The following is a 21,021-nucleotide window of genomic DNA, read 5'->3' as shown; positions in this document are numbered from 1 at the left end:
GTGCCGCGACCGTATCGCGGACCGGCGCCGGGGGGAGCGCTTGACATGACCGTCCCCAGCATCAGTTTCCGGGACCGATTGGCCCAGGACCGCGTCGTCCTGGCGCCCGGCGTCTACGACGCCTTCACCGCTTCGATGGCGGCGCGTGCGGGTTTCGAGGCGTTGTATCTGTCCGGTGCCGCCATCGCCTACACCCGGCTCGGCCGGCCCGACATCGGGCTGGTTTCGGTCAGCGAGGTGGCGGACACCATCGCCCTGGTGCGCGACCGGGTGCCGACGCCGCTGATCGTCGATGCCGATACCGGATATGGCAACGCGCTGAACGTCCAGCGCACCGTGCGCATGTTCGAGCGGGCCGGCGCCACCGCCTTGCAGCTTGAGGACCAGAGCTTTCCCAAGCGCTGCGGCCATCTGACCGACAAGGCGGTGATTCCGGCCGGCGAAATGGCCGGCAAGATCAAGGCGGCGGTCGATGCCCGCGCCAGCGAAAACACCCTGATCGTCGCCCGCACCGATGCGGTGGCGGTGGAGGGCGTCTCCGCGGCGCTGGACCGCGCCAGGCTCTATGTCGAGGCCGGCGCCGATGTGCTGTTCGTCGAGGCGCCCAAGAGCCGGGAGCAGCTGTCCGCCATCGCCGCCGATCTGGGCGGCATCCGCCCGCTGCTGGCCAACATGGTGGAGGGTGGGCAGACGCCGATCAGCTCCGCGGCGGAGTTGGGCGCGCTGGGCTATCGGCTGGTGATCTTCCCCGGCGGCATCGTGCGGGCGCTCGCCCGGCAGGCGCAGGACTATTACGCCTCGCTGGCGCAGCACGGCACCACCCAGCCATTCCGCGACCGCATGTTCGATTTCAACGCGCTGAACGACCTGATCGGCACGCCGGAGATGCTGGCGCTCGGCGAAACCTATAAGGACTCTGGCCCCGCGAAGCGGGAGGACGCAGCATGACCACCAGAAACACAGCAATCGATCCCGTCACGCTCGCCGTCCTGAAGGGCCGGCTGGAGCAGATCGCCGACGAGATGGACGCGACGCTCTACCGCTCCGCCTTCAACCCGATCATCGCCGAGGCGCGCGACGCCTGCCACGGCCTCTACCATGCGGAAACCGGAGCCACGCTGGTGCAGGGCACCAACGGCCTGCCGATCTTCGTCGGCGCCATGGCCTTCGCGGTCAAGGCAGTGATCGACAAGGTGGCGCGCGAGGGCGACCTGCATCCCGACGACATCTTCCTGTTCAACGATCCCTATGACGGCGGCACCCACCTGAACGATTTCCGTCTGGTGCGGCCGATCTTCCGCAATGGCCGGCTGTTCTGCTGGATGGCGTCGGTCGGCCACTGGCTCGACATCGGCGGCAATGTGCCGGGCAACTTCAACGCCCGCGCCACCGACAGTTTCCAGGAGGGCGTGCGCATCCCGCCGGTGAAGCTGGTCAAGGCCGGCGTGATGAACCATGATTTGCTGGCGATCCTCGCCGCCAATTCCCGCGTGCCGGTGTCGAACTACGGCGACCTGAACGGCCAGCTGAACGCGCTGGATCTCGGCGTGCGCCGCTTGACCGAACTGCTGGACGAGCATGGCGAGGAGACGGTCGCCGCCGCCTTCGACGCCTTCACCGCGCGGGCCGACGCGCTGATGCGCAGCGCCATCGGCAAACTGCCGGACGGCGTCTACAGCTTCGAAGACTATCTCGACAATGACGGCATCACCGCCGACAGGCTGCTGATCGCGCTGGACCTGACCATCGCCGGCGACCGGATGACGCTGGACTTCTCGCGCTCATCCGCCCCCTGCGCCGGGCCGCTGAACATCGCCTATTCGACTGCGGTGGCCTGCTGCTACGTCGCGCTGAAGCATGTCTTCACCGACGTGCCGGCCAATGCCGGCTGCCTCAACCCGATCACCTTCGTCATCCCGGAAAGCACCCTGCTGGCGGTCAAGCCGCCCAAGCCGGTCGGCGGCTATACCGAGACCATCCTGCGCGTCATCGGCGTGGTGTTCGGCGCCTTGGCCCTCGCCGACCCGGCCCGCGCCACCGCCGCCCCCTTCGGCACCATCAATGCCCTGTCGCTGGCCGGCTACCGCAAGGACGGCTCGCGCTGGGTCATGTTCTCCTTCTTCGGCGGCGGCCTGGGCGGCAATCCGGAGACGGACGGGCTGAACCACGCCAACAACCCGATCTCCACCGCCACCATTCCGCCGGTGGAAATCCTCGAAGCCGCCTATCCGGTGATGTTCACCCAATGGGCTCTGCGCCCGGACTCCGCCGGGGCCGGCCTGCATCGCGGCGGGCTGGGCGCGGTCTACGAGATCGAGGCGCTGACCGACGCCGACGTCTTCCTGCTGGGCGAGCGCGGCGTCTTCGCCCCCTTCGGCGTGGCCGGCGGCACCCCTGCGGCGTTGAACCGCTTCACCTGGCAGAGCGACGAGGGCGAGAAGTCGCCACCGCTGGCCTCCAAGGTCACCGACGTGAAGATCCGCGACGGCCAGCGCGTGCGGCTGGAGACGCCCGGCGGCGGCGGCTGGGGCGACCCGAAGCGGCGCGATGCGGAGGCCGTGGCCCGCGACGTGCGGCTCGGCTATCTCGGCCGGGAGGCTGCGCGCACCGCCTATGGCGTGGCACTGACCGACGACGGCGCGCTCGACATCGCCGCCACCGCAAGCTTGCGCGAATTCCCCGCCGCCTGACGATTCCGGGATCCAAGACCATGAGCAACGGTATCTCCAAGGGTGCAATCGTCGGCGTCGATGTCGGCGGCACCTTCACCGACCTGTTCCATTACGACGAGGCGCGCGGCAGCTTCCGCACTGCCAAGGTCCCGTCCAACCGCGGCGACGAGGCGGTCGGTTTCCTCGCCGGCCTGCAGAGCTTCGGTCCGGTTGCGGAACTGGGCTCCATCGTCCACGGCACCACCGTCGGCACCAACGCTCTGCTGGAGCGCAAGGGCGCCAAGGTCGGGTTGATCACCACCGCCGGCTTCCGCGACGTGCTGGAGATGCGCCGTCGCGACCGACGCCACACCTGGGGCCTGTGGGGCGATTTCGTGCCCGTGGTCGACCGCGACATGCGGCTGGAGGTGGCGGAGCGCACGCTGGCGGACGGCACCATCCGCACCGAGATCGACCCGGAGGAGGTCCGCGCTTGCGCCCGCAAACTCGCCGACCAGGGGGCGGAGGCGCTCGCCATCGTCTTCATCAACGCCTATGCCAACCCGGCCAACGAGCTGGCGGCGCTGGCGGCCGCACGCGAGGTCTGGCCGAACGCCAACCTGGAATGCTCGTCCCGCATCCTGCCGGAAATCCGCGAATTCGAACGCACCTCCACCACCGCGCTGAACGCCTATCTCCAGCCGGTGGTCGGCAGTTATCTCGCCAAGCTCGACAACGCACTGGCGGGGGAGGGGTTCGGCGGCCGCTTCCACATCGTCCAGTCGAACGGCGGCGTGATGTCCACCGACACCGCGCGGCGCCTGCCGGTGCGCACCGCCCTGTCGGGGCCGGCGGCGGGCGTCATCGCCGCGGCGGCGATCTCCAAGGCGGCGGGTTTCCCCAACGTCATCACCGGCGACCTCGGCGGCACCAGCTTCGACGTGTCGCTGGTGGTGGAGGGGCACACCATGCTTGCCGCCCAGACCACCATCGATTTCGGTCTGGTCGTCCGCACGCCGATGATCGAGATCACCACCATCGGCGCCGGCGGCGGCTCCATCGCCGGGGTCGATCCCGGCGGCATGCTGCAGGTCGGGCCGGAGAGCGCCGGTTCCAGGCCGGGGCCGGTCTGCTACGGCCAGGGCAACACCCGCCCGACCCTGACCGACGCCAATGTGCTGCTCGGCCGCATCAATGCCGAGCGCCCCATCGGCGGCAAGCTGGCGCGCCTCGACGTCGATGCAGCCCGCACCGCCATCGCCACCCATGTGGCGGAGCCGCTCGGCCTCGACGTCATGGCGGCGGCGGAAGCGGTGGTGCGCATCGCCAACAGCAAGATGGCCGGCGCCATCCGCCTCGTCTCCATCGAGCGCGGCCATGACCCAGCCAAATTCGCCGCCGTGCCCTTCGGCGGCGGCGGGGCGCTGCATGTCGGCGCGCTGATCAAGGAGGTCGGCTTGAAAGCGGCGCTGGTGCCGCGCTTCCCTGGCGTGACCTCCGCACTCGGCTGTGTCATCGCCGACATCCGCCACGATCAGGTGCAGACGGTGAACCTGCCGCTGGCGGGCATCGACGCCGGATCGCTCGACCGCCGCATGGTGGAGGAGGCGGCAGCGGCCCGCGCCGTGGTGGAGTCCGCAGGGCTCAGCGTCGAACGCATCGACCTCGTTTTCGAACTCGACATGCATTACATCGGCCAGACCCACACGGTCGCCGTGCCGCTGCCGGTGTCGGTGGAGAACGGCACCACCGGGATCGACGAGGCGACCATCCGCGCCGCCTTCGAGCGGGCCTATCAGGCGTCCTTCAGCCGGCTGCTGCCGGGCGTCGGCGCCAAGATCGTCAATCTGCGCACCGCCGCCATCGGCCGCCGTCCGCATTTCGACCTCTCCACGCTGGCTCCGGCCGCCGGGACGACGGTGGAGGGCGCCTATGCCGGGTCGCGGCCGGTGTGGTTCGACGGGGCTTGGCACGAGACTGCCGTCTACAACCGCCTCGACCTGCCGGTCGGCACGGCGATCCAGGGGCCGGCGATCCTGGAACAGCCGGACGCCACCACCGTCATCGACCCTGACCTGTCCGCCCGCGTCGACGGCTACGGCAACGTCATCGTGGAAAGGAGCGCCCGATGAGCACCACCGGGATTCCTGTCGAGCGCACCGCCCTGCTGGTCTGCGACCTTCAGAACGACTTCCTCCATCCCAACGGCGCCTATGGCCGCGCCGGACAGACGGCGCCGGAGATCCTGGCGCTGCCGGAGCGGGTGAAGCCGCTGGCCGACCTGCTGCGCTCGCGCGGCGGCTGGGTGATCTCCACCAACTTCACGCTGGTGCCCGGCCGCGGCGGCGAGCCGATGATCTCGCCCCACCTGAAGACGCTGCGCCCCTTCCTGGCCAAGGGCGACTTCAAGCCGGGCAGCTGGGGGCATCGCACGGTGGACGCGCTGCAGCCCGTCGATGTGGAGGTGGAAAAGGTCGCCTATTCCGCCTTCTACATGTCGCGGCTGGAATGGGTGCTGGCAAAATGCGGGGTGGAGCGGCTGCTGGTCTGCGGCATCGTCACCAATGGCGGCGTCGCTTCGACCGTGCGCGACGCCCATGTCCGCGAGTTCGACGCCATTCTGCTGGAGGACGGCACCGCCGCCTTCAGCCGCGAGGTGCATGAGGTCTCCGTCGCCGCCCTGCGCCCGATCTGCCGGGTGGCGACCGTCGCCCGCATGATGGTGGAGGTGGCAAGCTCATGAGCCGCATCCTGCCCGCCGACGGCGTGGAGTTCGAGTTCACCGTCCCCGTGGTGGTGATCGGCGGCGGGGCGGCCGGCATGGTCGCGGCGCTGGCCGCCCACGAGCAGGGCGCGGGCGTACTGGTGCTGGAACGCGATGCGCTGCCCCAGGGCTCCACCGCCCTGTCGGCCGGGCTGGTCCCGGCGCCGGGCACCCGCTGGCAGCGCGACGCCGGGATCGAGGACAGCCCGGAACGCTTCGCCGCCGACATCATCGCCAAGGCGAAGGGCGAACCCGACCCGGCCGCGGTCGCCCGCGTCGCGCAGGCCGTAGGGCCGGCGCTGGAATGGCTGGCCGACCGCTACGGCCTGCCCTTCTCGGTGGTGGACAATTTCAGCTATCCCGGCCACAGCGCCCGCCGTATGCACGGGCTGCCCAGCCGGTCGGGAGCGGAGCTGATCGACCGCCTGCGCGGTGCGGTGGAGACCGCCGGCATCGACGTGCTGTGCGAGGCGCATGTCACCGCGCTCTATGCCGACGGCGCGCTGGTTCGCGGCGTCGAGATTACCCGTCCGGACGGCAGCGTCGAGCGGGTCGGCTGCGGCGCACTGATCCTCGCCTGCAACGGCTATGGCGGCAACAGGGCGCTGGTCGAGCGCCATGTGCCGGAACTGGCCGACGCGCTCTATTTCGGCCATCCCGGCAACCAGGGCGACGCACTGCTGTGGGGCGAGGCGCTGGGCGCCGCCACCCGGCACCTGTCGGGACACCAGGGCCACGGCTCCGTCGCCCATCCCGCCGGCATCCTCGTCACCTGGGCGACGATCACCGAGGGCGGCGTGCAGGTGAATGCGCAAGGCCAGCGCTTCTCCAACGAGGCGCAGGGCTATTCGGAACAGGCCGCCATCGTGCTGCGCCAGCCCGACGGCATCGCCTGGACCGTGTTCGACGAGCGCATCGCCGCCATCGCCCGCCAGTTCGAGGATTTCCGGCAGGCCGAGGCGATGGGCGCGGTGCTGAGCGCCGACACCCCCGCCGAGCTTGCCCGGCTGATGAGGATCGACGCGGACGCCCTCACCGCAACGCTGGCAGACATCGACCGGTTGAAAGCGACTGGCGGAACCGACTGCTTCGGCCGCGACTTCACCGGCGCGGCCCCGTTGGTCCCGCCCTACCGCGCCGTCCGCGTTACCGGCGCGCTGTTCCACACCCAGGGCGGGCTGGTCGTCGATGACGAAGCGCGCGTTCTGGACGGCAATGGCGCGCGCCTGCCCAACCTCTATGCCGCCGGCGGGGCTGCCTGCGGCGTGTCGGGATCCAAGGCGTCCGGCTATCTGTCCGGCAACGGCCTGCTGACCGCGGTGGCGCTCGGGCGCATCGCCGGCTCCGCCGCAGCAAGCGCCGCAAAGGAGGAAACCAACCGATGACCTCGCAGCCACGCAGCCTGTTCGAAAAGGTCTGGGACGCCCATGTCGTGGCGACCCGGCCCGACGGTCAGGCCCTGCTCGCCATCGACCGTCATTTCCTGCACGAGGGCTCCTTCCACGCCTTCGGCATGATCGACCATGCCGGCCGCAAGGTGCGCCGGCCGGAGCTGACCTTCGCCGTCGCCGACCATTACGTGCCCTCGCACAGCCGGGCCAAGCCGATTGCCGACCCCGAGATCGCCAACATGGTGACGATGCTGGAGGCGAATGCCGGCCGTCACGGCCTGCGCCATTTCGGCCTGCACGACCCGGCGCAGGGCATCGTCCATGTGCTGGCGCCGGAACAGGGGCTGACCCTGCCCGGCCTGACCATCGTCTGCGGCGACAGCCACACCTCCACCCATGGCGCTTTCGGCGCGCTGGCCTTCGGCATCGGCGCAACCGAGGTGTCGCATGTGCTGGCGACCCAGACCCTGTGGCAGCGCCGGCCCAAGACCATGCGGATCACCGTGGACGGGGTGCTGGGGCCGCATGTGACGGCCAAGGACCTGATCCTGGCGGTGATCGCCGTCATCGGCGCCGACGGGGCCGCCGGCCATGTCATCGAATATTCCGGCAGCGCCATCCGCGCCCTGTCGATGGAAGGCCGGCTGACCGTCTGCAACATGTCGATCGAGGCCGGCGCGCGGGCCGGCATGATCGCCCCCGACGACACCAGCTTCGCCTGGATCGAGGGACGGCATTACGCCCCCAAGGGCGCGCTGTTCGACCGGGCCGTGAAGCATTGGCGGACCCTGCCCAGCGACGACGGCGCCGTCTTCGACCGCGAGGTGACGCTGGACGCCGCCGCCATCGCCCCGGCGGTGACTTGGGGCACCAGCCCGGAAACCGCGGTGCCGGTGACGGCGGCGGTTCCCGATCCCGGAGCCGAGGCCGACCCGGTGCGCGCCGGCCAGATGCGCAAGATGCTGGATTACATGGGTCTCGCCCCCGGCATGGCGCTGGAGGATGTGCCCATCGACCGCGTCTTCATCGGCTCCTGCACCAATGCCCGTCTGGAGGATCTGCGCGCCGCCGCCGCGGTGCTGCGCGGCCGTCGCGCCGTGGTGCCGGGGCTGGTGGTTCCGGGCTCGGTCCCGGTGCGCCGTCAGGCGGAGGCTGAGGGGCTGGACCGCGTGTTCATCGACGCCGGTCTGGACTGGGGGGAGCCCGGCTGCTCCATGTGCGTGGGCATCAACGGCGACCTCGTTCCGGCGGGGGAGCGCTGCGCCTCCACCACCAACCGCAACTTCCCCGGCCGCCAGGGGCCGAACGCCCGCACCCATCTGATGAGCCCGGCGATGGCTGCCGCCGCCGCCGCGACCGGCAGGCTCACCGATGTCAGAAAGCTGGATGTCCGCAAGCTGGGAGCGTCATAGAATGGACCCCTTCGTCACGCTGACCGCGCTGGCGGTGCCGCTCGACATCGCCAACATCGACACCGACCAGCTTCTGCCCGCCCGCTTCCTGAAGAAGCCGCGCAGCGCCGGCTACGGCAACTTCCTGTTCCATGACGAGCGCAAGCCGGGCTTCCCGCTCGACGACCCGGCCTATGCCGGTGCGCGCGTCCTGGTGAGCGACCGCAATTTCGGCTGCGGCTCCTCGCGGGAGGGGGCGGTCTATGCACTGGTGGATGGCGGCTTCCGCTGCGTCGTCGCGCCCAGCTTCGGCGACATCTTCGCCGCAAACGCCGCCAAGAACGGCCTGCTGACCATCACCCTGCCGGAGGATGCGGTGGCGACGCTGCGCCGCCAGCTTCAGGAGAAACCGGGTGCCGTCGTCACGGTCGATCTGCCGGCCCAGACCTTGACTGGCCCGGACCGGCGGGCGCTGTCCTTCGCCATCGACCCCTTCAAGAAGGAATGCCTTGTCGAGGGCCTGGATGACGTGGCGCTGACCCTGCGCCATCAGGATGCCATCGACGCCTTCGACCGGTCGGACGCCCAGGCCCGGCCGTGGGTGGTGCCGGGGGTGGTGCCGGGGGCCTGAGAAGGGCTCCCGGACCTCAGTCTCAGCGCGGCAAGGGCGTGCCGTTGACCGCGTGGTAGCTGCGGATCACCTGGCTGTCGTCCATCGACCCTTCGCCGCGGCCGGAGGTCGCCAGGAACATCTGATGGGCGACGGCGGCCAGCGGCAGGGCTGCCTTGGCGTCGCGCCCGGCCTCCAGCACGATGCCGAGATCCTTGACGAAGATGTCGACGGCGCTGGTGATGCCGGGCTCCGCCTCCAGCATGCGGGGCCCGCGGTCCTTCAGCATCCAGCTCGATGCCGCCGACCCGCTCATGATTTCCAGCAGGACCTTCAGATCGACGCCGACCTTGGCGGCCAGCGCGAAGGCCTCCGCCACCACGGCGATGTGGACACCGCACAGCAGCTGGTTGACGGTCTTCACCGTGGCACCCTGCCCCGGCCTTTCGCCGACGTGGAACACCTTGTCGCCCATGGCGGCCAGGACCGGGCGCACCCGCTGCACCGTCTCCGCCGGAGCCGCCGCCATGATCGACAGCGTGCCGGCGACCGCACCCACCACCCCGCCGGAGACGGGGGCATCGACGAAGCGGCGCCCGGCCGCCTCCACCCGCTGCGCCAGGGCGGCGACTGCGCCCGGCGGACAGGTCGCCATCAGGATCACCGCCGCGCCGGCCGGCAGGGCCTCCAGCGCGCCGTCGGCGAAGAGGGCGGCGTCGGCCTGGGCGGCATTGACCACCATCAGCACCAGCGCGTCCGCCCCCGCCGCGGCCCCGGCGGCGCTGGAGGCGCTGGTCCCGCCCACGCTCTCCAGCGCCTGCACGCTTTCGGCCCGCATGTCGAAGCCCCGGACCCGGAAGCCCTTCGCCAGCAGATTGCGGGCCATGGGCATGCCCATGGAGCCGAGGCCGATGAAACCGACTGTCGTCATCGCTTGAATGTCCTTGGAATGGGCCTTGGATGGAGGTACGGCCGGCTCAGTACAGGATCGTCGCCGGCACGTAGGACACCAGCCCCAGCACGATCAGCGCCACCAGATAGAAGGGCCACAGCTCGCGCACGATGGCGCCGATGGGCTCGCGGGAGATGGCGGCGGAGATGAACAGGGTGGTACCGATGGGCGGAGTGAACAGGCCGATGCTGAGATTGACCGCCATCATGATGCCGAGCTGGATCGTGTCCATGCCGATGGCGCTGCCGACCGCGACGAAGGTGGGGCCCAGCAGCAGGATCGCCGCCGGCAGGTCGAGGAACATGCCGACCACCAGCATGATCAGGTTCATCGCCAGGATGATCAGCCACGGCTCCTTCAGCACGCTTTCCGCATAACCGGCGACCGCGTTCGGGATGGCTTCGGTGATCAGCACATAGCCGACGAGGTTGGAGGCGGCGATGACCAGCATGACCACGCCCGTGGTCACGACCGTTCCCATCAGCGCGGCGTAGATGCGCTTCACCGTCAGGTCGCGGTAGATCAGGATGCTCACCAGCAGGGCATAGGCGACGGCGATGACGCTGACCTCGGTCGGGGTGGCGATGCCGAAGCGCAGCAGCACCAGGATGAAGGCCGGCATCAGCAGCGCCGGCAGCGCCGCGACGGTGGCGGTCCCCAGCGCCCGCAGCCCGCCCTCGCTCTTCAGCAGGGGGAAGTTGCGCATGCGGCCGCTGACATAGCAGACGATCATCATGCCGCCGGCCAGCATCAGGCCCGGCAGGATGCCGGCGAGGAACAGCGAGGCGATGGAGGCGTTCGACACCGCCGCATAGAGGATCAGCGGGATCGAGGGCGGGATCAGCCCGGCGATCACCGACGAGGAGGCGGTTGCCGCGGCGCCGAAGGCGGCGGGATAGCCCTCGCGCTTCTGCCAGGGGATCAGCATGGAGCCCAGCGCCGACGCCTCGGCCACGGCGGAGCCGGACACGCCGCCGAAGATGGTGGAGCCGACGACGGTGACCTGCGCCAGTCCGCCGGGATAGCGCCCGACCAGCGCGGCGGCGAAGCGCACCAGCTTCTGGCCCAGCGTGCCGCTCATCATCAGCGCGCCGGACAGGATGAAGAAGGGGATCGCCAGCAGCGGGAAGCTCTGGGTCGGCTGGAACAGCTTGATGACGGAGATGACGGTGGGAACGGAGCCCATCGTCATCACGGCGGCACCGGAACTGATGACCAGCGCATAGCCGACTGGAAAGGAGAGCAGCAGGAGAAGGGCGAAAACGGCGACCATCACGACGGTCATAGCTCTTCCTCCGACACATGGGCGCGGACGGACCGCGGATCCTCGGCGATCAGAAGGCGCAGGAAGGTGGTGACGGCGGTCAGCCCGACCCCGACGAAGCCGGCGATCAGCGACAGGTAGGCCCAGCGGGCGCTGACGCCCGTCACCGGATAGACCTCGCTGCCGGTGATCTCGATGACGGCGAGGCCGATATAGGCGAGATAAAAGAAGGTCGCTGCCACCACCACCTGCATCGCCAGCAGCAGCGACCGCGCCGCGGTGCGCGGAAGCATGTCCAGCAGCAGCGTGACCGAGATGTGCGCGCCCTTCTGTGCCGCCAGCACCACACCGCCCATCACCAGCCAGGGGAACAGCAGGTTCGGCAGCTCCGACGGCCAGCCCATGCCCTGGGTGGTCAGATAGCGGACCACGACCTCGGCCCCCAGCGACAGGAACAGCACGACCAGGGACAGGATCGCCACGGCCGCGGCGCTGGCGGAAATCGCGCCGTCCGCCGCCTGGAGAAGGGTGGCGGGAAGTCCCGCCACCTCATGCTCCCGCTCGTGGGAAACCGTCATCACGGCGCCGCCCCGGCCGCAGCTTCCTTGCGGACCAGCGCCACCAGCTCGGGGAACTGCTTCTCCCACTTGTCGTAGACCGACTTGGTCTTGGCGACGAAGGGCGCCGGATCCACCGTGTTGAACTTCACGCCCGCGTCCTCCATCTTCGACCGCAATTCCTTGTCGGCCTTGGCCGACATCTCGCGGTTCAGCTTGCCGGCTTCCGCCGCCGCCTCCAGCACCGCCTGCTGATCGGCCTTCGAGAAGGTGTCGAACACCATTTTGCTGGCCAGCAGCGGGGTCGCCTCATACTTGTGGCCGGTCAGCGAGATGTATTTCTGCACCTCGAACAGCTTGGAAGAATGGATGTTGGTCAGCGGATTCTCCTGCCCGTCCACCACGCCCTGCTGGAGCGCGATGTAGAGTTCGGAGAAGGCCAGCGGCGTCGGGTTGGCGCCCAGAGCCTTGAAGATGTCGACGGTCATCGGATCCGGCGGCGTGCGGATCTTGATGCCGGCCAGATCCTCCGGCTTGGTGATCGGGCGGGTGTTGTTGGAAACCTGGCGGATGCCGTTGTCCCACATCGCCAGCAGCACCAGACCCTTGGTCTTCGACGCGTCGTCCAGCTTCTTCGCCACCGGGCCGTCCAGCACCTTCCAGGCCTGCGGCAGCGACTGGAACAGGAAGGGCAGGCCCAGCACGGCATATTCCGGCACGACGCCCGAGGTGGTCCCCTGCGAGTTGGCGCTGAAGGCCAGCGTGCCCAGGCGCATGCTGGTCAGCGCCTCGACGTCGTCGCCATACTGGGCGCTGCCGCCGACCTCGATCTTCACCCGGCCCTGCGTCTTCTGGGCGACGAGTTCCGCGAACTTCAGCGAGGCTTCCGCCTTCGGGTTGCCGGGGGCCGCGTTGTGGGCCAGACGCAGGACCTGCTGGGCCCAGGCGGCGGGCGACGCGACCAGGGCGGTGCCCACCATCAGCGACAAGAGCAGCTTCTTCATCGGATTCCTCTCCCTATGGACGTTTGTTGGTTGATCGGGTCGGCTGAACGCTTGTCTCAGAGCCAGCCCTTGATGCTGGCCGCCATGGCGTCGGTGGAGATGCCGTAGAGGTCGTGCAGGGTCGGCAGGGCGCCGGCCCTCAGGAACTCGTCGGGCAGGCCGATCTGGCGGAAGACCGGGGCGACGCCGCCGCGCAGCAGGGTGCCGGCCACCGCCTCGCCCAGCCCGCCGATGACGGTGTGGTTCTCCGCCACCACCACCATGCGGCCGGTGCGCCCGGCTTCACGCAGGATGGTCTCGGTGTCGAGCGGCTTGATGGTGGGGACGTGCAGCACGGCGACGCCGACCTTGTCGGCCTCCAGCCGCTGCGCCACCTCCAGCGCCCGCATCGTCATGATGCCGGACGAGATGACCAGCACGTCGGCGCCGTCGCGCAGCAGCTTGGCCTTGCCGAGTTCGAATGTGTAGTCGTACTCGTCCAGCACCAGCGGAACGTTGCCGCGCAGCAGCCGCATATAGACCGGGCCGTTATGCGCGGCCATCGCCGGCACCACCTGCTCGATCTCGTGCGCGTCGCAGGGATCGATCACCACCATGTTCGGCATGGCGCGGAACAGCGCCAGATCCTCGGCCGCCTGATGGCTGGGGCCGTAGCCGGAGGTCAGGCCCGGCAGGGCGCAGGCGATCTTGACGTTGCGGTTCTCCTCCGCAATCGTCTGGTGGACGAAGTCATAGGCCCGGCGCGAGGCGAAGACGGCGTAGGTGGTGACGAAGGGCATCATGCCCTCATGCGCCATGCCCGACGCCGCCCCCATCAGCAGCTGTTCCGCCATCCCCATCTGATAGAAGCGGTCGGGATAGGCCTGGGCGAAGATGTGCAGATCGGTGTATTTGGCGAGATCGGCGGTCATGCCGACGATCTCCGGCCGCTGCTTCGCCAGCTCGACCAGCGTATGGCCGAAGGGCGCCGGTTTGGTCCGCTGCCCTTCCGCCGCGATCGAGGCGATCATGGCGGAGGTCTTCAGGCGCGGCTTTGCGGTGGTGTTCGCAACGGTGCTCATGCGGTCCTCCCGGCGTCGAGCGCATCGAGCGCCAGCTGCCATTCGTGCGCGTCGACGCGGATGAAGTGGTTCTTTTCGCGGGCTTCGAGGAAGGGCACGCCCTTGCCCATCTTGGTGTCGCAGACGATCATCCGCGGCTTGGCCTCGGGGTGCGACTTGGCGGCGTCGAAGGCGGCGACCACCGCGTCCATATCGTTGCCGTCCACCCGCTGGACGAACCAGCCGAAGGCCTCCAGCTTGTCCACCAGCGGCTCGAACGCCATCACCTGGGTGGAGGGGCCGTCGGCCTGCTGGTTGTTGACGTCGACGATGGCGATCAGGTTGTCGAGCTTGTAGTGGGCGGCCGACATGATGGCTTCCCACACCGACCCCTCGTCCAGCTCGCCGTCGGAGAACAGGGTGTAGACGCGGCTCGCCGAGTTCTTGCGCTTCAGCCCCAGCCCGATGCCGACCGCGATGCTGAGGCCGAGGCCGAGCGAGCCGCCCGACATCTCCATGCCCGGCGTGTAGCTGGCCATGCCCGACATCGGCAGGCGGCTGTCGTCGCTGCCGTAGGTCTCCAGCTCTTCCGCCGGGACGATGCCGGCCTCGATCAAGGCTGCGTAGAGCGCGATGGCGTAATGGCCGTTGGACAGCAGGAAGCGGTCGCGCTCCTCCCAATGCGGGTCCTCGGGCCGGAATTTCATGGCGTGGAAATAGGAGACCGCCAGAACGTCGGCGATGTCGAGGGCCTGACCGATATAGCCCTGCCCCTGCACCTCGCCCATCAGCAGGGCGTTGCGGCGGATGCGGTAGGCGCGTTCGGCCAGCGGCACATTGTGCCCCAGCGGGGTGGTGTCGAGTGCGGTGTCCACGGAAGGTGTCTCCAGCATTTCGGGATCAGTGGATCAGCATGCCGCCGTTGACGTCGAGCGTGGCGCCGGTGATGTAGGAGGACAGCTCCGACGCCAGGAACAGGCAGGAGCGGGCCACATCCTCGGCGTCGCCCAGGCGGTTCAGCGGGATGCCCTTCAGGATTTCCGCCCGCAGCTCGTCGGTCAGCTTGCCGCCGGTGATGTCGGTCTGGATCAGGCCCGGCGTCACCGAATTGACGCGGACATTGTCCGGCCCCAGTTCGCGCGCCATCGCCTTGGCGAGGCCCAGCACGCCGGCCTTGGCCGCGCTGTAGTGCGGGCCGCCGAAGATGCCGCCGCCGCGCTGCGCCGACACCGACGAGATGCAGACGATGGAGCCGGACTTGCGCTCCCGCATGTGGGGGACGACCGCCTGGCTCATGTAGAGCGTCCCGCGCAGGCTGACGTCGGTCACCGCCTCGTAGTTCTTCGGGCCGATCTCCATGAACTTCAGCGGCTGGGTGATGCCGGCATTGTTGACCAGCACGTCGATGCGGCCGAACTCCTCGACCACGCGGGTCGCGGCGGCGAAGCAGGCGTCGCGGTCGGTCACGTCGCAGGCGTAGCCGCGATGAGCCTCGCCCAGTTCGGCGGCGGCTTCGGCCGCCTGGGCGCCGTCGAGGTCCAGGATGATCGCGCGCCCGCCATGCAGCGCGAAAAGCCTCGCGGTCGCCCGGCCGATGCCGCGGCGCGACGCGGCGCCGGTGATCACGCAGACCTTGTTTGACAGCAGCATGCTCGCTCCCTTTGTCGAAGCAGGCTCCGCCGTGGCGGCCAAAGTCATGCCGCGGGCGGAGCGTCGGTTTCGCTCGGTTGTGGTGATTTCGCTGCGGCCGACCGATGATTCGTTCAGCCGATGATTGAGGTGATCCTATGGTCTTGAGATGAATTCGACAAACGAATAAGATCGCTCATTGTTGAGCAGAATTCATCTAAATGGCGCGATGCGGAAACGGGTCTCGATCAAGGCTTTGCAGGCGTTCGAGGCTGCTGCGCGGCTCGGTTCCTTCGCGACTGCGGCGGAGGATCTCGGACTGACGCCGTCGGCGATCAGCCATCAGGTGAAAATCCTGGAGGAACAGCTTGGCTTGCCGCTGTTTCATCGGGTGCACCGGTCGGTTGCGCTGACCGATGCCGGGCGCAGCTTCGCCACCGAGATCGTCGGCGCCTTCGCCCGGATGGAGACCGCCATCCGCAACGTCACCACGTCCGGCAGCGGAACAGAGATTCTCACCGTCCGCTCGATGCCCAGCTTCGCCACCCAATGGCTGATGCCGCGGCTGAACCGGGTGAAGGCGCTGCACCCGGCCATCGACATCCGGCTTCAGGCCTCGGTCTCGCCCATCGACCTGACGGCGGGCGCGGTGGACGTGGACATCCGCTACAACCCCGGCCCGCCGCCGGCCGGCTGCATGCTGGAGCAGTTCCCGGAAGACATCATCGTGCCGATGTGTTCGCCCGCGCTGGCGGACGGGCTGGTCCCGATCCGCGAGCCGAAGGATCTCAGCCGCCACATCCTGATCCATTCGGAGGTCAACATCGTCGGCTGGCGCGACTGGGCGCGCCGGCACCGCGGCGTGCAGCTGGACATGGACCGCGGCCTGCGTTTCGACCGCTCCTTCATGGCGATCAACGCCGCGGTGAACGGCATGGGGGTGTGCCTGGACAGTCTTCTGCTCGCCCGGCAGGAGCTTCAGTCCGGGCAGCTGGTCGTCCCCTTCCCCACCCGCGGCCTGCGGGCGCAGGGGCATGGCTTCGTCACGCTGAAATCGACCGCCGACCTGCCGAAGATCCGGTTGTTCCGCCAATGGCTGTTCGGCGAGCTGGATGCCTGCCGCCAGTGGGAGGAACAGTATCTCACCTCGCTCGGAACGCCCGCCGCGGGGGATTGACCCCGAACGGCGGGCGGCGGGCGGCAGGCGGAGGCGGTCAGCCGTAGGACTTCGGCTCGATCACGCCGGTGGTGGGGTTGAGGCCGAGGATGGGCAGCTTCGCCTCCTTCCAGGCATTCAGCCCGCCCTTGACGTGATGGACCGTGCCGGCACCGGCCTCGATCATGCGTTGCGCGGCCATGCCGGAACGGCGGCCGGTGCCGCATTGCAGGATCACCATCCGGTCGCCCCACATGGCCGGGAACGCCTTCGGATCGAAGGTGACCAGCGGATAGAGCAGCGCGCCGGGAATGCGCTCCGCGCCATATTCGTAGGGCTCGCGGACATCGACGAGGACGGCCTCGCCCCGGTCCAGCCGCGCCTTCGCTTCCGCGGGGTCGAGGTCGACGATCTTGTGTTCGGTGCTCATGGTACTGCCCTCTCGGTTTTGGACGGGGTGCCGCCGCGAAGCGCGACGTAGATGGCGGGGATGACCAGCACGGTCAGCAGGGTGGAGCTGGCAAGCCCGAACAGCATGGAAATCGCCAGCCCCTGGAAGATCGGGTCGGTCAGAATGAAGGCCGCCCCGATCATCGCGGCCAGCGCCGTCAGCAGGATCGGCTTGAAACGGATCGCCCCGGCCTCCAGCACGATGTCGCGGATCGGACGGCCGTCATTCCCCTTGGGATCGTCGCGCAGATGGCGGATGAAATCGACCAGCAGGATGGAATTGCGGACGATGATTCCGGCCAGCGCGATGAAGCCGATCATCGAGGTTGCGGTGAAGGGCGCCGCGAACAGCCAATGGCCGATCAGGATGCCGATCAGCGTCAGCGGCACCGGGACCAGGATGACCAGCGGCAGCTTGAAACTGCCGAACTGGGCCACCACCAGCAGATAGATGCCGAGGATGGCGACGGCGAAGGCCGCCCCCATGTCGCGGAAGGTGACATAGGTGATCTCCCATTCGCCGTCCCACAGGATGCTGGGCCGGGTTTCGTCCGCCGGCTGGCCGTGCAGCCGCACCTCCGGCGGACGGTCCAGCCCGACGGCGCGCCAGTCGATCTCCGACAGGCGGTCCTGCACCGCCAGCATGCCGTAGATCGGCGCCTCGAAGCTGCCGGCCAGCTCCGCCTGCACCATCTCGGCAAAGCGGCCGTTATGCCGGAAAACCAGATGGGAGGCCGGCTCCCTGGTCATGGTGACGAGGTTGCCCAGCTCCACCGATCCGCGCCGGCCGGGCACCGGCGTCGCCAGCACGCGCTCCGACAGGAACAGGTCCGATTTCGGCAGGCGGACGGAGATCTCCATCGGCAACCGCCCGGCGCCGCGATGGGAATAGCCGACCGGCACGCCGCCGAGCAGCGCCTGCAGCGTGTCGTAGACCGCCTCCTCCTCCACGCCGAAGAAATCCAGGTTGCCGTGGTCGAGGGCGAAGCGCAGGCGCTCCCCCGGCTGGCGGACGGTACCGTCGATATCGACGATGAAATCGACCTGCCGGAACGCCTCGCGCACCAGAGCGGCGGTCTTTCGGCGGGTGTCGGCATCCGGGCCGTAGACCTCGGCCAGCAGCGTGGACAGCACGGGTGGCCCCGGCGGAACCTCCACCACCTTCACCACGGTCCCCGCCGGGAAGGGCACGGCGGCAAGCCGCCGGCGCAGGTCGATCGCCACCTCGTGGCTGGAACGCAACCGTTCCGTCCGAGCCGCGAGAGTGACCTGCAGGTCACCCTTGTCCGGCTGGCGGCGCAGATTGGATTGGCGGACCAGGCCGTTGAAGTTGAAGGGAGACGCGGTGCCGGCATAGGCCTGGATGCCGGTCAGCTCGGGCAGGCCGGCGATGCGGTCGGCGGCGGCGAACAGCGCGCGCTCCGTATCCTCCAGCGACGCACCCTCCGGCAGGTCAACGACCACCTGAAGCTCCGACTTGTTGTCGAAGGGCAGCAGCTTGACGGTCACGTCCTTGCTGTAGAACAGCAGCAGCGAGGCCAGCGTGGCGACGCCCACCGCCAGCAGGAAGATCCAGGCCGACCGCTTGCTGCGCACCACCGGCCGCGCCGCCGCCAGATAGAGCCGGCCGAGGCGTCCGCCATGGCCGCCCCCATGATCGCCCCCATGATCGCCATGCGCGGGCGGCATCTCGCCGCGGCGCAGCTTCACCATCAGCCAGGGCGTCAGCACCATGGCGACGAAGAAGCTGAACAGCATGGCGGCCGACGCATTGGCCGGGATCGGGCTCATGTACGGCCCCATCATGCCGGAGACGAACATCATCGGCAGCAGGGCGGCGACCACCGTCAGGGTGGCGACGATGGTGGGGTTGCCGACCTCGGCCACCGCCTCGATGGCGGCCTGGATGCGGGAGCGGCCGTCGCGCATCGACCAGTGGCGGTCGATGTTCTCCACCACCACGATGGCGTCGTCCACCAGGATGCCGATGGAGAAGATCAGCGCGAACAGGCTGACGCGGTTGATGGTGTAGCCCATCGCCCAGGAGGCGAACATGGTCAGCAGGATCGTGGTGGGGATGACCACGAAGACCACCGCCCCCTCGCGCCAGCCGATGGCCGCAGCCACCAGCAGCACGATGGACAGCGTGGCGAGCGCCAGATGGAACAGCAGCTCGTCCACCTTCTCGTCGGCCGTCTCGCCATAGTTCCGGGTGACGGCGACCTCCAGCTCCTGCGGCAGACCTGCGGAGCGCAGGGAGTGCAGACGCTCCAGCACATGGTCGGCGATGACCACGGCGTTGGCTCCCGCCCGCTTGGCAACGGCAATGGTCACCGCCGGCACGCGGGTCAGCCCGCCCTTGCCGTCCGGCACCATGTGCCAGGCCCGCGCCTCCTCCGGCCGGGCACCGACGATCACGTCGGCGACGTCCTTGACATAGACCGGGCGCCCGTCGCGCGTGGTCAGCAGCAGCAGGCCGATGTCGGGAACGCCCTGCAGGGTCTGGCCGGCCACCACCGGCAGGCTGCCGCCGCGCGAGCGCAGCTGTCCGACCTGGAAGGAGCGGTTGGCGTTCTTCACCTTGTCGACCAGCTGGTTCAGCGTGACACCGGCCAGGGCGAGGCGTTCCGGGTCCGGCTCCACCCGGATCTGGTCCGGCCGGCCGCCGACGATGTAGGTCAGGCCGACATCCTCGGTCTTCACCAGCTCGGCAAGCATGCGGTCGGCCGCCGTCCACAGCGCGTTGTCGTCCCAGCGCGCCGCCGCTTCGGCGCGGGGAAACAGCGTCAGCGTCAGGATCGCCACGTCGTCGATGCCGCGGCCGACGACCAGCGGTTCCGGAATGCCGAGCGGCATGCGGTCGTAATTGGCGCGCAGCTTCTCGTGCACGCGCAGGATGGCATTGTCGGAGGGCGTGCCGACGACGAAGCGCGCCGTCACGACGGCGCCGTCGTCCATCGTCTGGCTGTAGACATGCTCGACGCCGTCGATCGCCTTGACGATCTCCTCCAGCGGCTTGGTCACCAGCTCCACCGCATCGTCGGCGCGCAGCCCGTCGGCGCGGACATGGACCTCGACCATCGGGACGCTGATCTGCGGCTCCTCCTCGCGCGGGAGGGAGAGCAGGGCGACCGTCCCGACCACCAGCGAGGCCAGCAGCAGCAGAGGGGTCAGCGGCGAGCGGATGAAGGTCCGCGTCAGCCAGCCGGACAGGCCGAGCCTCATCGCGCCGCCCCCGCCTTGACGATCACGTCGCCGGGCCGCAAGCCGGACAGGATCTCGATGGCACTCGAACCTTCACCCGGAACCGGGCGGCCGACCTGAACCGGGATCTCGACCCCATCGGCGAGGCGCACCATGTCCAGGCCCAGCCGCCGGGCCAGATAGTCCGGCGGGATGAGAATCGCCTCGCGGCTGCCGGTGGCGACCAGAACCCGCACCCGCTCGCCGACGAAATAGTCGCCGAGACCGGAGACCTCGGCATCCGCCACCACCTGCCCGTCCTCCAGTTCGGGATAGACCCGGCGCACCGTTCCGCGGACGAGGCCCGCCGCTGGGTCCGGCGCGAGGCCGCGGGCGCCGACCAGAACGGGATCCCCTTGCTTCATGAAGCGGGCGTGACGCTCGGGCAGGCGCAGGCGCAGCACATAGCTTTCCGTGGCGATGGTCGCCACCGCCTCCCCCGGCAGCACCACGACGCCGTCGACCAGCGGCACCTGCAGCACCCGGCCGGCCGCCGGGGCCAGCACGTTGCCTTCGCGGAGCTGCTGTTCCACCACGGCGCGGTCGGCCTTCATGGCGGCCATCTGGGCGCGGACGACGTCGAGCGCGGTCGTCGCATCGTCGAGCTTCTGCTGGCTGCCGATGCCGGTGGCGCGCAGCTGGCGGGCACGGTCGAGTTCGATCTCCGCCTGACGCTGCTGCGCCTGGAGCGACTGCAGGCGGGCATCCAGCGCCGCGATCTGCAACGGCAGCTTCGGGTCGCCGACGGTGGCGATCACCTGCCCCACCTCCACCCGGTCGCCTTCCCGCACCGTCAGGCCGGACAGGGTGCCGCCGATCCGGGTCCGCGCCTTGGCCTGACGGACGCTGTCCACCGTGGCGAACACGGATTTCAGATCCTCGACGGGACGGCTTTCGACCGTCATTCGGCCCTCCTCCG

Annotated in this window: 18 protein-coding genes; 8 read left to right on the top strand and 10 right to left on the bottom strand. The window is 69.2% G+C overall.

Features of this window, described 5'->3' with window-relative positions:
• Positions 1-60 precede the first annotated feature (60 nt).
• The 7 genes from AZOLI_RS14895 to leuD are packed head-to-tail and all read left to right on the top strand — an operon-like array spanning position 61 to position 8,828.
• Entirely contained in the window at positions 61-948 is an 888-nt protein-coding gene (locus AZOLI_RS14895; RefSeq protein WP_044551756.1) for an isocitrate lyase/phosphoenolpyruvate mutase family protein, read from the top strand.
• Positions 945-2,690: a hydantoinase B/oxoprolinase family protein gene (locus tag AZOLI_RS14890; RefSeq protein WP_014187991.1), complete on the top strand. Its 1,746-nt coding sequence runs from the start codon at positions 945-947 to the stop codon at positions 2,688-2,690. The genes AZOLI_RS14895 and AZOLI_RS14890 overlap by 4 nt, the downstream gene beginning before the upstream one ends.
• Before the next feature lie 20 nt (positions 2,691-2,710).
• Positions 2,711-4,783, top strand: coding sequence for a hydantoinase/oxoprolinase family protein (locus tag AZOLI_RS14885; protein ID WP_014187990.1), 2,073 nt, complete (start codon positions 2,711-2,713; stop codon positions 4,781-4,783).
• Positions 4,780-5,394 (top strand): cysteine hydrolase family protein, encoded by a 615-nt coding sequence (locus AZOLI_RS14880; RefSeq protein ID WP_014187989.1) that lies wholly within the window; start codon positions 4,780-4,782, stop codon positions 5,392-5,394. Before AZOLI_RS14885 ends, AZOLI_RS14880 begins: the two co-directional genes overlap by 4 nt.
• Positions 5,391-6,800, top strand: coding sequence for an FAD-dependent oxidoreductase (locus tag AZOLI_RS14875; RefSeq protein WP_014187988.1), 1,410 nt, complete (start codon positions 5,391-5,393; stop codon positions 6,798-6,800). The genes AZOLI_RS14880 and AZOLI_RS14875 overlap by 4 nt, the downstream gene beginning before the upstream one ends.
• The gene (gene leuC / locus AZOLI_RS14870) at positions 6,797-8,218 is read left to right on the top strand and encodes a 3-isopropylmalate dehydratase large subunit (protein ID WP_014187987.1); all 1,422 of its coding nucleotides are present in this window, start codon (positions 6,797-6,799) and stop codon (positions 8,216-8,218) included. The genes AZOLI_RS14875 and leuC overlap by 4 nt, the downstream gene beginning before the upstream one ends.
• Position 8,219: 1 nt before the next feature.
• The gene (leuD, locus tag AZOLI_RS14865) at positions 8,220-8,828 is read left to right on the top strand and encodes a 3-isopropylmalate dehydratase small subunit (RefSeq protein ID WP_014187986.1); all 609 of its coding nucleotides are present in this window, start codon (positions 8,220-8,222) and stop codon (positions 8,826-8,828) included.
• A 22-nt stretch (positions 8,829-8,850) separates the two neighbouring features.
• Here the strand turns inward: leuD and AZOLI_RS14860 are convergent, their stop codons facing one another.
• From AZOLI_RS14860 to AZOLI_RS14830, 7 genes are read right to left on the bottom strand one after another with little or no spacing between them, the layout of a single operon-like run.
• Positions 8,851-9,738: an NAD(P)-dependent oxidoreductase gene (locus AZOLI_RS14860; RefSeq protein WP_014187985.1), complete on the bottom strand. Its 888-nt coding sequence runs from the start codon at positions 9,736-9,738 to the stop codon at positions 8,851-8,853.
• A 46-nt stretch (positions 9,739-9,784) separates the two neighbouring features.
• Positions 9,785-11,044: a TRAP transporter large permease gene (locus tag AZOLI_RS14855; RefSeq protein WP_014187984.1), complete on the bottom strand. Its 1,260-nt coding sequence runs from the start codon at positions 11,042-11,044 to the stop codon at positions 9,785-9,787.
• Entirely contained in the window at positions 11,041-11,601 is a 561-nt protein-coding gene (locus AZOLI_RS14850) for a TRAP transporter small permease (RefSeq protein ID WP_014187983.1), read from the bottom strand. The genes AZOLI_RS14855 and AZOLI_RS14850 overlap by 4 nt, the downstream gene beginning before the upstream one ends.
• Positions 11,601-12,584, bottom strand: a complete 984-nt coding sequence (locus AZOLI_RS14845) for a TRAP transporter substrate-binding protein (protein ID WP_014187982.1) — start codon at positions 12,582-12,584, stop codon at positions 11,601-11,603. Before AZOLI_RS14845 ends, AZOLI_RS14850 begins: the two co-directional genes overlap by 1 nt.
• Before the next feature lie 56 nt (positions 12,585-12,640).
• Positions 12,641-13,687 carry a transketolase family protein gene (locus AZOLI_RS14840; RefSeq protein WP_081505965.1) on the bottom strand — a complete coding sequence of 349 codons (1,047 nt, stop codon included), beginning with the start codon at positions 13,685-13,687 and terminating at the stop codon, positions 12,641-12,643.
• Positions 13,642-14,517: a transketolase gene (locus AZOLI_RS14835; protein ID WP_014187980.1), complete on the bottom strand. Its 876-nt coding sequence runs from the start codon at positions 14,515-14,517 to the stop codon at positions 13,642-13,644. Before AZOLI_RS14835 ends, AZOLI_RS14840 begins: the two co-directional genes overlap by 46 nt.
• A 7-nt stretch (positions 14,518-14,524) precedes the next feature.
• On the bottom strand, positions 14,525-15,274 hold the full coding sequence (locus tag AZOLI_RS14830; protein WP_014187979.1) for an SDR family NAD(P)-dependent oxidoreductase: 750 nt from the start codon (positions 15,272-15,274) through the stop codon (positions 14,525-14,527).
• Between the two features lie 208 nt (positions 15,275-15,482).
• Here AZOLI_RS14830 and AZOLI_RS14825 point away from each other — a divergent pair, with 208 nt between their 5' ends.
• On the top strand, positions 15,483-16,430 hold the full coding sequence (locus AZOLI_RS14825) for a LysR substrate-binding domain-containing protein (protein ID WP_014187978.1): 948 nt from the start codon (positions 15,483-15,485) through the stop codon (positions 16,428-16,430).
• Between the two features lie 37 nt (positions 16,431-16,467).
• Here AZOLI_RS14825 and AZOLI_RS14820 read toward each other — a convergent pair whose 3' ends face one another.
• From AZOLI_RS14820 to AZOLI_RS14810, 3 genes are read right to left on the bottom strand one after another with little or no spacing between them, the layout of a single operon-like run.
• Entirely contained in the window at positions 16,468-16,839 is a 372-nt protein-coding gene (locus tag AZOLI_RS14820) for a rhodanese-like domain-containing protein (protein ID WP_014187977.1), read from the bottom strand.
• The gene (locus AZOLI_RS14815; protein WP_014187976.1) at positions 16,836-20,084 is read right to left on the bottom strand and encodes an efflux RND transporter permease subunit; all 3,249 of its coding nucleotides are present in this window, start codon (positions 20,082-20,084) and stop codon (positions 16,836-16,838) included. The genes AZOLI_RS14820 and AZOLI_RS14815 overlap by 4 nt, the downstream gene beginning before the upstream one ends.
• Positions 20,081-21,007 carry an efflux RND transporter periplasmic adaptor subunit gene (locus AZOLI_RS14810; protein ID WP_014187975.1) on the bottom strand — a complete coding sequence of 309 codons (927 nt, stop codon included), beginning with the start codon at positions 21,005-21,007 and terminating at the stop codon, positions 20,081-20,083. Before AZOLI_RS14810 ends, AZOLI_RS14815 begins: the two co-directional genes overlap by 4 nt.
• Positions 21,008-21,021 lie beyond the last annotated feature (14 nt).

The organism is Azospirillum lipoferum 4B (genome assembly GCF_000283655.1).
Taxonomy (GTDB): Bacteria; Pseudomonadota; Alphaproteobacteria; order Azospirillales; family Azospirillaceae; genus Azospirillum; species Azospirillum lipoferum_C.
Note: the sequence above shows the minus strand (reverse complement) of the source record. Positions and strands in the feature narration are given on the sequence as shown.